This is a genomic window from Rhizobium sp. CNPSo 3670 (genome assembly GCF_057784555.1).
Genome location: NZ_JBXSOL010000003.1, coordinates 52,446 through 66,878, shown reverse-complemented (window position 1 = coordinate 66,878; position 14,433 = coordinate 52,446). Strand labels below are relative to the sequence as shown.

The 14,433-nt window shown below is 61.8% G+C and carries 14 protein-coding genes; 10 read left to right on the top strand and 4 right to left on the bottom strand.

Annotation, left to right across the window (positions count from 1 at the left end):
• The first annotated feature begins 4 nt into the window (after window positions 1–4).
• The 4 genes from rpsR (at window position 5) to AC13QO_RS03515 (ending at window position 3,870) form a co-directional block, all read left to right on the top strand.
• Window positions 5–253 (top strand): 30S ribosomal protein S18, encoded by a 249-nt coding sequence (rpsR, locus tag AC13QO_RS03530; protein ID WP_004680498.1) that lies wholly within the window; start codon window positions 5–7, stop codon window positions 251–253.
• A gap of 157 nt (window positions 254–410) precedes the next feature.
• Entirely contained in the window at window positions 411–1,397 is a 987-nt protein-coding gene (locus AC13QO_RS03525) for a DUF2232 domain-containing protein (RefSeq protein WP_285192755.1), read from the top strand.
• 22 nt (window positions 1,398–1,419) lie between these two features.
• Entirely contained in the window at window positions 1,420–1,998 is a 579-nt protein-coding gene (gene rplI / locus AC13QO_RS03520; RefSeq protein ID WP_085777634.1) for a 50S ribosomal protein L9, read from the top strand.
• Between the two features lie 375 nt (window positions 1,999–2,373).
• Window positions 2,374–3,870, top strand: a complete 1,497-nt coding sequence (locus tag AC13QO_RS03515) for a replicative DNA helicase (RefSeq protein ID WP_064707063.1) — start codon at window positions 2,374–2,376, stop codon at window positions 3,868–3,870.
• Window positions 3,871–3,894: 24 nt separating this feature from the next.
• Here AC13QO_RS03515 and AC13QO_RS03510 read toward each other — a convergent pair whose 3' ends face one another.
• The 3 genes from AC13QO_RS03510 to AC13QO_RS03500 all read right to left on the bottom strand — a co-directional run bounded on the left by AC13QO_RS03510 (window position 3,895) and on the right by AC13QO_RS03500 (window position 5,802).
• Window positions 3,895–4,197 (bottom strand): AzlD family protein, encoded by a 303-nt coding sequence (locus tag AC13QO_RS03510; RefSeq protein ID WP_488539930.1) that lies wholly within the window; start codon window positions 4,195–4,197, stop codon window positions 3,895–3,897.
• On the bottom strand, window positions 4,194–4,913 hold the full coding sequence (locus AC13QO_RS03505; protein WP_488539929.1) for an AzlC family ABC transporter permease: 720 nt from the start codon (window positions 4,911–4,913) through the stop codon (window positions 4,194–4,196). The genes AC13QO_RS03510 and AC13QO_RS03505 overlap by 4 nt, the downstream gene beginning before the upstream one ends.
• 67 nt (window positions 4,914–4,980) lie before the next feature.
• A complete protein-coding gene (locus tag AC13QO_RS03500; RefSeq protein ID WP_488540008.1) occupies window positions 4,981–5,802 on the bottom strand; it encodes an AraC family transcriptional regulator in 822 nt (273 codons plus the stop codon).
• A gap of 189 nt (window positions 5,803–5,991) precedes the next feature.
• Between AC13QO_RS03500 and alr the strand changes: the two genes are divergently transcribed.
• The 5 genes from alr to AC13QO_RS03475 all read left to right on the top strand — a co-directional run bounded on the left by alr (window position 5,992) and on the right by AC13QO_RS03475 (window position 11,978).
• Window positions 5,992–7,155, top strand: coding sequence for an alanine racemase (gene alr / locus AC13QO_RS03495; RefSeq protein ID WP_285192751.1), 1,164 nt, complete (start codon window positions 5,992–5,994; stop codon window positions 7,153–7,155).
• A gap of 177 nt (window positions 7,156–7,332) precedes the next feature.
• On the top strand, window positions 7,333–8,733 hold the full coding sequence (gene radA, locus AC13QO_RS03490; protein ID WP_488539928.1) for a DNA repair protein RadA: 1,401 nt from the start codon (window positions 7,333–7,335) through the stop codon (window positions 8,731–8,733).
• A gap of 89 nt (window positions 8,734–8,822) precedes the next feature.
• Entirely contained in the window at window positions 8,823–9,437 is a 615-nt protein-coding gene (locus AC13QO_RS03485) for a CvpA family protein (protein ID WP_085777628.1), read from the top strand.
• Between the two features lie 233 nt (window positions 9,438–9,670).
• The gene (gene purF, locus AC13QO_RS03480; protein WP_064801591.1) at window positions 9,671–11,161 is read left to right on the top strand and encodes an amidophosphoribosyltransferase; all 1,491 of its coding nucleotides are present in this window, start codon (window positions 9,671–9,673) and stop codon (window positions 11,159–11,161) included.
• A 76-nt stretch (window positions 11,162–11,237) separates the two neighbouring features.
• Window positions 11,238–11,978, top strand: coding sequence for an SDR family NAD(P)-dependent oxidoreductase (locus AC13QO_RS03475; RefSeq protein WP_488539927.1), 741 nt, complete (start codon window positions 11,238–11,240; stop codon window positions 11,976–11,978).
• Between the two features lie 9 nt (window positions 11,979–11,987).
• Here the strand turns inward: AC13QO_RS03475 and AC13QO_RS03470 are convergent, their stop codons facing one another.
• Entirely contained in the window at window positions 11,988–12,737 is a 750-nt protein-coding gene (locus AC13QO_RS03470; RefSeq protein ID WP_488539926.1) for a glycoside hydrolase family 25 protein, read from the bottom strand.
• A gap of 319 nt (window positions 12,738–13,056) precedes the next feature.
• Here AC13QO_RS03470 and cysS point away from each other — a divergent pair, with 319 nt between their 5' ends.
• A complete protein-coding gene (gene cysS, locus AC13QO_RS03465) occupies window positions 13,057–14,433 on the top strand; it encodes a cysteine--tRNA ligase (RefSeq protein ID WP_488539925.1) in 1,377 nt (458 codons plus the stop codon).

The following is a 14,433-nucleotide window of genomic DNA, read 5'->3' as shown; positions in this document are numbered from 1 at the left end:
AAGAATGTCTGAAGCTTCCTCCGCTCCGGTCCGCCGTCCGTTCCATCGCCGCCGCAAGACCTGCCCGTTCTCCGGCGCAAACGCTCCGCGGATCGACTACAAGGACGTACGTCTGTTGCAGCGCTACATTTCCGAGCGCGGCAAGATCGTTCCGTCCCGTATCACGGCCGTTTCCCAGAAGAAGCAGCGCGAACTCGCCCAGGCGATCAAGCGCGCCCGTTTCCTCGGCCTGCTGCCTTACGTCGTCGCTTAATCGGCCGATGTGATGACATTTAGGGGAAGGCATTCGTGCCTTCCCCTAATCCCTTCCGCGATGGGCGCGGATCGGAATTCTTAAAACCCATGTTGAGATGTTTCTGAATTCGATTCAGCAACGGCCTCTAACTGCTTGATGAAGCAGGACAGCGACCTTGAAACGACCTGATCTTAAAACGCTGCTGATCGGCGCACTCGCCGGATTGACCGCCGCCTTGCTGGTGCTGGGCGCGAGCATGCAGCCGTCGTTTTTCAGCGCGCTTCTCTATACGGCCTCGGCGCTGCCGATCCTGCTCGTCGGGCTCGGCTGGGGCAATGCCGCCGCAATTTCAGCGGTCGTCACGGGAGCGGCGCTTGGTGCGGTCCTCATCTCCCCGTCTTTCGCGCTCATCATGACGCTGGTGACGCTGCTGCCGGCCGGCTGGCTTAGCCATCTCGCCAATCTCGCGCGTCCCGCCTCCGAACTCGGCGGCCCAGACCATCTGCTTGCTTGGTATCCGCTCTCCGATATCCTCCTGCATCTGTGCGGCCTGGTGACGCTTGCTGTCATCGTCATCGGCGTGATGATCGGCTATGGGCCTGATATCACCGACCCGATCGTCGATCTGCTGATCACCTCGGTCAAGCAGCAGCAGCCGGAATTCATGCCCGATCCGGCGGCAACCGCGCAGACCAAATCGCTGATCCTGCTGATGCTGCCGGCCGTGCAGGGCTGCATGTGGGTCAGCATGCTGTTTGCCGCCTATTATTTCGCCGTGCGCATCGTCGCCGCATCCGGCCGCGGCCTTCGACCGCGCGAGGATATTCCTTCGTCGCTGCGCATGAACCGCAATTCGATCTTCATCTTCCTGGCCGGGCTAGCCGCCTGCTTCTTCGGCGGCGTTCCGGCGCTCGTCGGCGCGACCGTGATCGGCACCTTCGGCGCCGGTTTCATGCTCTCCGGCTTCGCCTCGCTGCATTTCCGCACACGCGGCAAGGACTGGCGGATACCGGCCCTCATCCTCTGCTACCTGGCTTCGATGCTCATGTTGTTGCCAGCTCTCCTCATCCTCGTCCTGGGTCTCGCCGATACGCGCAAGGCGATCGCACTGACCCCGGCGAAAGATGCCGATGCCCCCAAACAATCCGATACGAAAATCTGAGACACAAGAAAGGAACAAGAAAATGGAAGTCATCCTTCTCGAACGCATCTCCAAGCTCGGCCAGATGGGCGAAACCGTAAAGGTTCGCGACGGCTTTGCCCGCAACTACCTGCTGCCGCTCGGCAAGGCACTGCGCGCCAACGCCGCCAACAAGGCCCGCTTCGAATCCGAGCGTGCAACGCTCGAAGCCCGTAACCTTGAGCGCAAGTCGGAAGCCCAGAAGGTCGCCGACGTCCTCGACGGCAAGTCCTTCATCGTCGTACGCTCCGCCGGCGAAACCGGCCAGCTCTACGGCTCGGTCGCTGCCCGTGACGTTGTCGAAGTTCTCGCCGCGGAAGGCTTCAACATCGGCCGCAACCAGGTTCACCTCAACACGCCGATCAAGGCGATCGGCCTGCACAAGGTCGAGCTGCAGCTGCATGCCGAAGTCGAAATCAACATCGAGCTGAACGTTGCCCGTTCGGCCGAAGAGGCAGAGCGTCAGGCCAAGGGCGAAGAGCTCACCTCGGTCGACGCGATCTACGGCGTCGACGAAGACGCACTGCGTCCGGAAGATTTCTTCGATCCGGAAGCCGACGGCCTCGACGAAGACGAAGCATAATTCTCGACGGATATTCCTCGATAGGGAGAGCCCGGCCACCGTGCCGGGCTTTTTCTTTTCGTACGTTCCGAGTCCGCGCAGCCCTCGGGTCACTTTTTTAGCGGGGGATTACCCGGATGTTTTTGCTGCGTGCCCGATGTCATCGGGCTAACATATCCTTCTCCGGAACGGATGAGCTGAGTCGGCTCCGTACCGTGTCCCACGGGTGACACTGCCAGAATTTCTTAGTTGTGGCGCCCGGGACTGTGGAGAAGTCGAACAATGGGCACAGCGTTCAGGATTTAGGCGGGACGAGCCCCGCTCCTTTGGCAGCCCCTTGATTTTCTCCATCCGGAATTGCAAATCCGGAGTTGGAAAAAGACAGAACGGATGATGATGAACGACGCCGCTCGAAAGATTGCAGCCGTTGCTCCGTCGGAGCAGCATTACCGCGAAGCACCCAACAATATCGAAGCCGAGCAGGCGCTTCTCGGCGCCATCCTGATGAACAACGACGCCTATTACCGGGTGTCGGACTTTCTGAAGCCGATCCATCTTTACGAACCGCTGCACCGGAAGATCTTCGAGGTCGCCGGCGACATCATCCGCATGGGCAAGATCGCCAATCCGGTGACGATCAAGACTTTCCTGAAGGCCGACGAGAAAGTCGGCGAGATGACGGTTTCGCAATATCTGGCAAGCCTCGTCAGCAATGCCGTCACTGTCATCAATGCCGAGGATTACGGCCGGGCGATCTATGATCTCGCGCTGCGCCGGGCGCTGATCACAATCGGCGAGGATGTCGTCAACATCGCCTACGACGCGCCGCTTGACATGCCGCCGCAGTCGCAGATCGAGGATACCGAGCGCCGGCTGTTCGAGCTCGCCGAAAACGGCCGCTACGACGGCGGCTTCCAGTCCTTCAACGACGCCGTCGCGCTCGCCATCGACATGGCGGCGGTCGCCAAAGAACGCGACGGCGGCCTTTCCGGTATTTCTACCGGCATCCATTCGCTCGATGCGAAGATGGGCGGCCTGCAGCGTTCGGACTTGATCATTCTCGCCGGACGCCCGGGCATGGGCAAGACCTCGCTTGCGACCAACATTGCCTATAATATCGCTGCCGCCTATGAGGGCGAGGTGCAGCCGGACGGCAGCATGAAAGCCAAGAACGGCGGCGTCGTCGGGTTCTACTCGCTCGAAATGTCGTCCGAACAGCTCGCCACCCGTATCATCTCGGAGCAGACGGAAGTCTCCTCCTCGAAGATCCGCCGCGGCGACATCAACGATGCCGACTTCGAAAAGCTCGTCGCCTGCTCGATGATGATGCAGAAGGTGCCGCTTTATATCGACCAGACCGGCGGCATCTCGATCGCCCAGCTTTCAGCGCGGGCGCGCCGCCTCAAGCGCCAGCGAGGCCTCGACGTGCTCGTGGTCGACTACGTGCAGCTGATGACCGGCTCCGGCAAATCAAGCGACAACCGCGTCCAGGAAATCACCCAGATCACTACTGGCCTCAAGGCGCTCGGCAAGGAGCTCAACGTTCCGATCATCGCGCTGTCGCAGCTCTCACGTCAGGTCGAAAGTCGCGACGACAAGCGCCCGCAGCTCTCCGACCTTCGTGAATCCGGTTCGATCGAGCAGGACGCCGACGTCGTGCTCTTCGTTTTCCGCGAGGAATATTACGTCAAGAACCAGGAGCCGCGCGATCCTCACGATCCGAAATATCCGGAATGGGAAGCGCTGTTCGACAAGGTGAAAGGCACCGCCGACGTGATCATCGCCAAGCAGCGTCACGGACCGACAGGCACGGTGAAGCTCGCCTTCCAGGCAGAATTCACCCGCTTCGCCGATCTCGCAGATCCTTCCTTCATCCAATACGAAGAACATTGACGCGTTTTTCCGCGTCGATTTTCTTCAGAGCCCTGCAACCCGCAACAATGCAACCGTTGCGACGCCGACCACGACGCTTGCAAGCATCGGCAAACGGCGCGCGGCAATTGCGGTTACCGCGCAGGCTAACGTCTCCGCCCAGCCGGTCGCAAAGGCGGTCGGGGCGATGACGGCCATCAGCACGGCCGGCGGAATGGCTTCGATTGCCGTTCTCCGGCGCTCGTCGATCTCGACATGCCGGATCAGGACGAGACCGCTGATGCGGGTAAAGACGGTTGCGGCAGCCATCGCGAGGATGGCGATGAGGATATCGAAATGCAGCGTCATGCCGCCTGCTCCCGCGCCCTGCCCTGCCAGAGGGCCATTGCCAGCCCAGCCAGCGCCCCGGCGGCGATATACCAGACCCCTGGCACGAAATGGTGGACAGCAACGGAAGCGGCACCGCTTGCGGCAAGCACGGCGCCAGTTTCCGGCCCCTTCCAGAAGCCCATGACGAGCACGACGAAGACGGCCGGAAAGGCGAAGTCGAGGCCGATGACGGCAGGATTGCCGAGAAAGGCGCCGAGCAGTGCGCCTGTCAGCGAAGAGCCGACCCAAGTGAGGTAGAAGGGCGTGACGATGCCGGCGTACCAAGCGGGTGTCAGCCGCGTGTTGCCGGCGCGGAATTCCGCCATGGCCCAGAGCTCATCGGCGAGGAAGAGCATGGCGATATAACGTTTGACGCCGGGGAAGGACTGCATCTTCGTGCCGATCGACGCGCTCATCAGCACGTGGCGGATATTGACAAGCAGGGCCGCGAAGCCAATGCCGATCCAGCTTGCCGGATGCGTCCAGATGTCCATTGCCACGAATTGCGAACCGCCTGCAAAGACAAGCGCGCTCATCAGTGTCGTTTCCAGCGACGAAAGACCCTTGGTAGCCGCGACCGCGCCGAAGACGAGACCGATGGGCAAGACAGCGACGACGAGCGGAAAGATGGCACGCATTCCGGCGAGAAATTCCGAAAGACGAAATTCGCCGGATGGCCGGCTGTGCTGCAACATGGCAACCTCCTGATCAAGATCGCGGAGGGTTAGCCCAGGCCGCCACGGCTGTATTGAACGAAAGTGATCAGCCCAGGCGGAACTGGCCGGGCGTCACGCCCGTGCGTGCCTTGAAGTGCCGAGTAAAGTGCGCCTGATCGGCAAAACCGCATTCCAGCGCGATGTCGGCTGGCATGCGACCCTGCCGCAGCAGCAGCCGGGCCACCTGCACCCGCCGATCCGTCAGGAAGGCGTGCGGTGTGATGTGATATTCCTTGCGGAAGGCGCGGATGAGATGAGCCCGGCTCAATCCCGCCACTTCGGCCAGTTCCTTGAGGCCAACATCGAGGTCGAAGTTCTCGATCAGGTATTCGCGAGCTCGGGCGACGGCGCTTCGCTCCTTGGTATCGACAGGCACGACAATCGTGCTGCCGTGACGCGCAAAGATCGCCGCCAGCACCGAGAACATTCCTTCATCGGTCTCGAGGGCGCCTGCGCCGCTCTCCAGCGTTCGGTGAGCGGCGTGAAAGGCATTGGCAAGCTCGGGATCGCGTGGGAGCGCGCCGGAAAAAGAGGGCGTCGCATGGAAGGCCTTGCCGGTGACATCCTCCAGAATATCGACGAACAGCTTCGTGTCGGGATAGATCATGCGGTAGCGGTAGCCTTTACCGCCCGGAGCGCCGTCATGGATGACACCGGGGTCGATCAGATAAAGGTCGCCGGGCCCGGTTTCCTCCCGCCTGCCGCTGAGGGTGGCGATCTGGGTGCCGCTTTCTATCGCGCCGATGCTGAACGTATCATGCGCATGCGGCGCATATTCATGGGTGAGAAAAGTGGCGCTTAGGCATTCCATGTCGCGGAAGCGGCTATCCCGCCAGAAGCGGGCCGATTCCACATTGGCGAGCGGCATGGCCTCCGCCGCCTCTTTCTGCGATACATTCTGCATCCGGCAAAATTAACGCGAAAGCCTGCATGCGTCTTGAACAAAAGTGATCGTACAAGAAGCAAAGGGTGATATGTGACCGCCTGCGCTTTTCCTTGGCCACAATGCTCTCTAAACTGAGCGGGACGGGCTCCTTCCATTTTTTCACGGCGATTCATGACAGATTTTCCCATCCCCTCCGAAGACGATGATCTTTTCACTTCCGCGGGCCTGCGGCTGACCGTTGATCTGAGTGCGCTCACGGAAAACTGGCGCGACATGGCGCGCCGCTCGGGTGCGGCGCGCGCCGCAGCCGTCGTCAAGGCGGACGCCTACGGCATGGGTATCGAGGATGCCGGCGAAGCGCTCTACTTGGCGGGCGCCCGGGATTTTTTTGTCGCGACCGCCGATGAAGGGGTGACGCTTCGTCTCTATGCGCCCGAGGCGCGCATCTTCGTGCTCTCGGGCATATGGCCGGGCACGGAACGGCGGTTCTTCGACAATGATCTCGTACCGGTGATTTCCTCCGACGAGCAGCTCGCCTTCTGGATGGCGGTGCTTGCCGATTACGGCGATTACCCCTGCGCCCTGCATGTCGATACCGGCTTCAATCGGCTCGGGCTGCACATCGACGACGCTATCGCCCTTGCCGACGACGTCTCGCGGCCTGCGAGCTTCGCGCCGGTGCTGGTCATGAGCCATCTCGCCTGCGGCGACGATCCCAGCCATGCGATGAACCGACAGCAACTCGAATCATTCCGTAGGGTTGCGGCCGTCTATGAAGGCATCGATTCAAGTCTTGCCGCCTCGGCCGGCATCTTTCTCGGCGACGATTATCATTTCGACCTGACCCGGCCGGGCATCGCGCTCTATGGCGGCGAGGCGGTCAGTGGCATGGCGAACCCGATGCGGCCGGTCGCGACCGCGGAAGCACGCATCATCCAGGTGCGCACCGTCGAGGCCGGCGAGACCGTCAGCTACGGCAGGGCACTGCAGCTTTGCCGCAGAAGCCGGCTGGCAATCGCGTCTGCCGGTTATGCGGACGGTTACATGCGCAGCCTATCGAGCGCCGGCGTGCCGCTGCGCCAGGCTGTGCCGCAGGGCGGGCAAGGCTTCATCGCCGAACACAAGGTGCCGGTTGCCGGCCGGATCACCATGGACTTGACGATCTTCGACATCACCGACCTGCCCGAGAACGCCGTGCGCGCCGGCGACTATGTCGAATTGTTCGGTAAAAACATGCCGCTGGACGACGTGGCGCGGGCGGCGGGCACGATCGGATACGAGATCCTGACCAGCACGGGGCTGCGCCATGAACGACGCTATGTGGCCGAGGAGTAGGAATATCCTTGGCGGATCGCTAAATATCCAGCGCAGGAGTCCGCCATGCCTCCTGCCCCTTCCCGCAAGGCCATCGACAATCTAACGTCCATATTACACTAGGGACGATTCCCTGCCGCCAAGCGCCTCATCGGCGGGGAACACCTCACCAGAAGATTTTATCGAAAGCAGTCATCGATGGCGAAGGCCAGGACACAATTCATCTGCCAGAATTGCGGCGCGGTCCATAATCGTTGGGCCGGCAAATGCGATGGTTGCGGCGAGTGGAACACCATCGTCGAGGAAGACCCGATGGGCGGCATCGGCGCCGGCCCCGGCAAGACGCCGAAGAAGGGCCGGCCGGTGACGCTGACGGCGCTCTCGGGCGAAATCGAGGAGGCGCCACGCATCCACACCGCCATGTCAGAACTCGACCGGGCGCTCGGCGGCGGTTTCGTGCGCGGCTCGGCGGTTTTGATCGGCGGCGATCCCGGCATTGGCAAATCGACGCTGCTGATGCAGGCCGCCGCCGCCCTTGCACGGCGCGGCCACAAGATCATCTATGTCTCCGGCGAGGAGGCGGTGGCGCAAGTCCGGCTGCGGGCGCAGCGGCTTGCCGCAGCCGATACCGACGTGATGCTGGCGGCCGAAACCAATGTCGAGGATATCCTGGCGACGCTTGCTGAGGGCAAACGCCCCGATCTCGTCATCATCGATTCCATCCAGACGCTGTGGAGCGAACTTGCCGAATCTGCGCCGGGAACGGTGACGCAGGTGCGCACCGGCGTTCAGTCGATGATCCGTTTCGCCAAACAGACGGGAGCCGCCATGGTGCTCGTCGGGCATGTGACCAAGGACGGGCAGATCGCCGGGCCGCGCGTCGTCGAGCACATGGTCGATGCCGTTCTCTATTTCGAAGGCGACCGCGGCCATCACTACCGCATCCTGCGCACGGTCAAGAACCGCTTCGGCCCGACGGACGAGATCGGCGTTTTCGAAATGTCCGACAAAGGACTGCGCGAAGTCGCCAATCCCTCCGAGCTCTTCCTCGGCGAGCGCAATGAAAAATCACCTGGAGCCGCGGTCTTTGCCGGCATGGAGGGGACGCGGCCCGTGCTCGTCGAGGTGCAGGCGCTGGTGGCGCCGACCTCGCTCGGCACGCCGCGGCGCGCTGTGGTCGGCTGGGACTCGGCCCGGCTGTCGATGATCCTGGCGGTGCTGGAGGCCCATTGCGGCGTCAGGCTCGGCCAGCACGACGTCTATCTCAACGTCGCCGGCGGTTACCGCATCTCCGAACCGGCGGCCGATCTCGCCGTCGCCTCGGCGCTGGTTTCGTCGCTCGCCGGTATTGCCCTTCCCGCCGATTGCGTCTATTTCGGCGAAGTCAGCCTGTCGGGCGCCATCCGGCCGGTTGCGCACACCGCCCAGCGCCTCAAGGAAGCCGAGAAGCTGGGCTTTTCCGCAGCGCTGCTTCCTTCCGCCTCCGCCGAGCTGCCGAAGGGTTCCGGCGGGCGATGGAGCGAGGTCGAAAGCCTGCCGGATCTGGTTGCGCGCATCGCCGGGTCGAAGGGAGCGCTGCGTGTGGAAGACGAGGTTTGATCCTTTCATTGCCGCGAATGGTAATGTTATAGGAGGCACACGATAAGGCCGACACGGCCGCCGAGCGGCAGTCCTGGAGTTGAATTTTCATGCCCATTACGATTTTCGACGGTATTGTCATCGGCGTCGTGCTCTTCTCCGCCGTGCTGGCAATGGTCCGCGGTTTCTCGCGCGAGATCCTTTCGATCGCGAGCTGGGGCGGTTCGGCCGCCGCCGCCTACTACCTCTATCCGTACCTGCTGCCCTATGCGAAGAAGTACACTGATGACGATCGCATCGCGATCGCCGGTTCGGCCGCCGTCGTCTTCCTGATCGCGCTCATCGTCATTTCCTTCATCACCATGAAGATTGCCGATTTCATCATCGACAGCCGCATCGGCGCTCTCGACCGCACCCTCGGCTTTCTGTTCGGCGCGGCCCGCGGCCTGCTGCTGATGGTCGTTGCCGTCGCCTTCTGGAACTGGCTGGTCGATGTCGACCACCGGCCGGCCTGGGTCAACGAGGCCAAGTCGAAGCCCTTCCTGGATTCGATGGTCGTGAAGCTAAAGGCGGTGCTGCCGGAGCAGTTTGCCCAGATGATACAGGCAAGCTTCCGTGATAAGATGCAGCCGGCACAGGGCAGCGAAGGCGCCACGCCGCCGGCGGCCGATCAAGCGCCGGCGGACGACGCGCCCGCAGGCGGCGCGCAGCAGCCGGCGAATTGACACAGTGTTCAGCAGCTTGACTCGCCTCGCGGCAATTGCCATTTGAGCGGGACGTGAAATAAGGGTCCGGCCGGGCATTCCAGCTCCGCCGGACCTAAGCCGTTTCAGAGCCCGCTGAACGGGCTTTGAAAGCAGATGTCGTTCAGCACGAAGCTATCGGAAACCTGCGAGATTTCCGGTATCGTGCTATTGGTAATGCCGATCCATTCTTGTGAGAGCAGAGGCCCGCAGAAATGAACCAGTCCCATTCCTTCCCAATCGACGATCCGCTCGACGGAGATACGCTGCATGAGGAATGCGGCGTTTTCGGAATTCTGGGACATCCCGATGCCGCAGCTCTCACTGCTCTCGGGCTGCACGCCCTGCAGCACCGCGGACAGGAGGCAGCCGGCATCGTCTCGTTCGATGGCAAGCGCTTCTATCAGGAACGCCATATGGGCCTGGTGGGAGACCACTATACCAATCCAATGACGCTGGCCCGCCTGCCCGGCAGCATAGCGATCGGCCACACACGCTATTCCACGACAGGCGAAGTAGCGATGCGCAACGTGCAGCCGCTGTTTGCTGAACTGGAAGAAGGCGGCATCGCCATCGCCCATAACGGCAATTTCACCAATGGCCTGACGCTGCGCCGCCAGATCATCGCCACCGGCGCCATCTGTCAGTCGACATCCGATACCGAAGTCGTCCTGCATCTCATCGCCCGCTCGCGCCATGCTTCCACATCCGACCGCTTCATCGACGCCATCCGCCAGATGGAAGGCGGCTATTCGATGCTTGCCATGACCCGCACGAAACTGATTGCCGCGCGCGATCCCACCGGCATCCGCCCGCTTGTCATGGGTGAACTCGACGGCAAGCCGATCTTCTGTTCGGAAACTTGCGCGCTCGACATCATCGGCGCCAAGTTCATCCGCGATGTCGAAAACGGCGAGGTCATCATCTGCGAAATCCAGCCTGACGGCTCGATCAGCATCGATGCCCGCAAGCCGAGCAAGCCACAGCCGGAGCGTCTCTGCCTGTTCGAATATGTCTATTTCGCCCGTCCCGATTCGGTCGTCGGCGGCCGGAACGTCTATACGACGCGTAAGAACATGGGCATGAATCTCGCCAAGGAATCGCCTGTCGATGCCGATGTCGTCGTGCCGGTGCCGGATGGCGGCACGCCCGCAGCTCTCGGCTACGCGCAGGAAAGCGGCATCCCCTTCGAATACGGCATCATCCGCAACCACTATGTCGGCCGTACCTTCATTGAGCCAACGCAGCAGATCCGCGCCTTTGGAGTCAAGCTGAAGCATTCCGCCAACCGGGCGATGATCGAAGGCAAGCGCGTGGTGCTGGTCGACGATTCCATCGTGCGCGGCACGACGTCGCTGAAGATCGTGCAGATGATCCGCGAGGCCGGTGCGCGCGAAGTCCATATCCGCGTCGCAAGCCCGATGATCTTCTTCCCGGATTTCTATGGGATCGATACGCCCGACGCCGACAAGCTGCTCGCCAATCAATATGCCGATGTCGAAGCCATGGCCAAATATATCGGAGCGGATTCGCTTGCCTTCCTGTCGATCAACGGACTTTACCGCGCCGTCGGCGGCGAGGACCGCAATCCGGCCCGCCCGCAGTTCACCGACCACTACTTCACCGGTGACTATCCGACCCGCCTGCTCGACAAGAACGGCGAGTCCATGGGCAACAAGCTTTCGATGCTTGCCAGCAACGGCTGAGCCGCTGCCGCTTTGACTTTCACTTCCGAGGGGCCTTGCGCTCCTCACCTTTGCAAGCAAATCCGGAACCGGACAGATGAACATCAATCTTGAGGGCAGGATCGCACTCGTCACCGGTGCGTCGCGCGGCATCGGCTACTTCACAGCCCTGGAACTTGCCAAGGCCGGCGCCCATGTGATCGCCTGCGCACGCACGGTCGGCGGACTCGAGGATCTCGACGATGCGATCAAAGCCGTCGGCGGCAGTGCGACGCTCGTGCCCTTCGACCTTGCCGATATGAATGCGATCGACGCACTCGGCGGCTCGATCTTCGACCGCTGGGGCAAGCTCGATATCCTCGTTGCCAATGCCGGGGTGCTCGGCGTCATTTCGCCGATCGGCCATATCGAGGCGAAGGTGTTCGAGAAGGTGATGACGATCAACGTGACGGCGACATGGAGGCTGATCCGGTCGGTCGATCCGCTGCTCGCCCGCTCGGATGCCGGCCGCGCCGTAATCCTGTCTTCTGGCGCCGCCCACAAATGCCGTCCCTTCTGGGGCGCCTATTCCGCATCAAAAGCCGCTGTTGAGGCGCTGGCCCGAACCTGGGCCGGCGAGACGCAGTCGACGCCACTGCGTATCACCAGCGTCGATCCGGGCGCGACCCGCACGGCGATGCGGGCGCAGGCTGTGCCCGGCGAAGATCCGCAGACGCTCCCGCATCCCTCCGAGGTCGCCAAGGCGATCCTGCCGCTGCTAGGCCCCGGCGTGACAGAGACGGGCAAACTGTTCATCGTGCGCGAGAATAAGCTCGCCGATTATCGCCTGCCGGAATAAACAGACGCTTCAGTTCGCGGCAACAGCCGGGAACAGATGTGCGAAACCTGTTTCGGCGGGGCATAGGACATTGAGGTCCACTGGTCCTCGGATGCCGTTCACAGCGCCGTTGTCGGCAAATTGCCAGACCGACCAACGACTGCAGCCTACCTGCGTTGGCTCCTTGAACACGCTTCGAAGCCAAAGGTAATGCTCGGGGAAGCGAGCCTCGTTGCCCTTCAGATACTGATCGAAAAATTCCTGCGTGACGTAGAAGATCGGCTTTTCCGGAAAGATGCCTTTCAGCTCGGTGACGAAGGCGTTCACCTCCGTCACCATTTCCTCGAGCGTTGGAACCTTGTCGCAGTTGCCGACAAATTCCAGATCGATCGCAATCGGCAGGGTTCGCGGCGCCTTCGGCACCGTCGCCAGGACATTCTGCGCCTGGTCCTTGCCCGGGCGGCAGAAGGTGAAGAAATGGTAGGCGCCTCTCACCAGCCCTGCATCTCCGGCACGTTGCCAGTTCTCGGCGAACTTGGAATCCTTGTGATCGCCGCCTTCGGTCGCCTTCATGATTGCAAAGCGCACGTTCGGCTGGGCGGCCACCGTGTTCCAATCGATGTCGCCTTGGTGATGGCTGACATCGATGCCTTGGATCGGATAACGCGACAAGGTCGGATTGTTGAAGCGAAGCATGCCGAAATCGTATGCGAAATATGCGCCCGATGCGACCACCAGAATTGCAGCCGTACCGATCGTCCATCGAACAAAGCTTCCCACTCATTCCTCCCGTCTTTTCAGCAGCTTCCGAACCGGCTATACGCGATTTGCGCCACGAAAATGGCAGACGAGCCTCAGGGGATGCAGCGCGCCGGATAGGTCGCTCGAGTTGCCGCCGATCGTCCCCTCCCCCTCTTGACCAAACGCCATTCCCGCGCCATAAAACGCGGCATGAAAACGGTTATCTGCATTATCTGCGGAAAGATTATTCGCTAGCGCACGCGCTGGCCTGGCCGTTTTCGTCTCCCCAATTGTCAAGATGCGAAACGCCCCGGCCTGCCGGTCGCGATTTTTCTGATCGTGCATTTGGGAGAGTGAAATGGGCGGCACGCCGGAACTGAAGCTGTACAACACGCTGACGCGGGAAAAATCGGTCTTCAAGCCGATCGATGCCGAGAACGTCCGCATGTATGTGTGCGGCCCGACGGTCTATGATTTCGCCCATATCGGCAATGCCCGCCCGGTCATCGTCTTCGACGTGCTGTTCCGGCTGCTGCGCCATCTCTATGGCGAGGATCGAGTCACCTATGCCCGCAACATCACCGACGTCGACGACAAGATCAATGCGCGGGCGCTGAGAGATCATCCCGGCCTGCCGCTCAACGATGCGATCCGCGCGGTCACCGAAAAGACCGAGACGCAGTTTCACGCCGATGTCGCCGAACTCGGCTGCCTCGAGCCGAATGTCGAGCCGCGCGCCACCGATAATATCGCAGAGATGATCCTGATCATCGACAAGCTGATCGGCAATGGGCATGCCTATGTGGCGGCAGGCGAAGTTCTGTTCGACACCAAGTCCATGGCGGATTACGGCCAGCTTTCGAAGCGGCCGCTCGACGAGCAGCAGGCCGGCGCCCGCGTCGCCGTCGATGCGCACAAGAAGAATCCGGGCGATTTCGTGCTCTGGAAACTGTCGAGCCACAACGAGCCTGGTTGGGAGAGCCCCTGGGGCCGCGGCCGGCCCGGCTGGCATATCGAGTGCTCCGCGATGAGCAGGCGTTATCTCGGCGATGTCTTCGACATTCACGGTGGCGGACTGGATCTGATCTTCCCGCATCATGAAAACGAGATCGCCCAATCGCGTTGCGCCCACGGGACCGAGGTGATGGCGAATGTCTGGATGCACAACGGCTTCGTTCAGGTCGAAGGCCGCAAGATGTCGAAGTCGGAGGGCAATTTCGTCACCATCCACGATCTGCTCCACGCGGAAACCTTCGGCGGCCGCAAATGGCCGGGCGAGGTGCTGCGCCTTGCCATGCTGATGACGCACTACCGCGAGCCGATCGATTTCTCGATCAAGCGGTTGGAAGAGGCCGAACGCCTGCTCGCCAAATGGCCGACCTCGGAGGCCGGCGATGCCGCAGCCGATGACAGCGTGCTGAACGCGCTGGCCGATGACCTGAATACCGTCGCCGCGGTGCAGGCGCTGCATGCGCTGGCGCAATCCGGCAACGATACCGTCTTCGCCGCAAGTGCGGCGCTCCTCGGGGTGCTGCCGAAGAAAGTCGAAATCGACGAAGCCTTCGCAGCGGCGGTCGATGCGCTGGTCGCCATGCGTCTCGAAATGCTGAAAGCGAAGAACTTCGCCGAGGCCGACAAGGTTCGCGACGAATTGACCGCGAAAGGCATCCAGCTGAAGGACGGAAAGGATCCGGCGACGGGCGAGCGGGTGACGACGTGGGAGGTCAAGCGGTAG

Coding starts and splice junctions, on each gene's coding strand:
- rpsR (WP_004680498.1), top strand. CDS start 5: ATGTCTGAAGCTTCCTCCGCTCCGGTCCGCCGTCCGTTCCATCGCCGC.
- rplI (WP_085777634.1), top strand. CDS start 1,420: ATGGAAGTCATCCTTCTCGAACGCATCTCCAAGCTCGGCCAGATGGGC.
- alr (WP_285192751.1), top strand. CDS start 5,992: ATGACAGATTTTCCCATCCCCTCCGAAGACGATGATCTTTTCACTTCC.
- AC13QO_RS03515 (WP_064707063.1), top strand. CDS start 2,374: ATGAACGACGCCGCTCGAAAGATTGCAGCCGTTGCTCCGTCGGAGCAG.
- AC13QO_RS03510 (WP_488539930.1), bottom strand. CDS start 4,197: ATGACGCTGCATTTCGATATCCTCATCGCCATCCTCGCGATGGCTGCC.
- AC13QO_RS03475 (WP_488539927.1), top strand. CDS start 11,238: ATGAACATCAATCTTGAGGGCAGGATCGCACTCGTCACCGGTGCGTCG.
- AC13QO_RS03500 (WP_488540008.1), bottom strand. CDS start 5,802: ATGCCGCTCGCCAATGTGGAATCGGCCCGCTTCTGGCGGGATAGCCGC.
- cysS (WP_488539925.1), top strand. CDS start 13,057: ATGGGCGGCACGCCGGAACTGAAGCTGTACAACACGCTGACGCGGGAA.
- purF (WP_064801591.1), top strand. CDS start 9,671: ATGAACCAGTCCCATTCCTTCCCAATCGACGATCCGCTCGACGGAGAT.
- AC13QO_RS03485 (WP_085777628.1), top strand. CDS start 8,823: ATGCCCATTACGATTTTCGACGGTATTGTCATCGGCGTCGTGCTCTTC.
- AC13QO_RS03505 (WP_488539929.1), bottom strand. CDS start 4,913: ATGTTGCAGCACAGCCGGCCATCCGGCGAATTTCGTCTTTCGGAATTT.
- radA (WP_488539928.1), top strand. CDS start 7,333: ATGGCGAAGGCCAGGACACAATTCATCTGCCAGAATTGCGGCGCGGTC.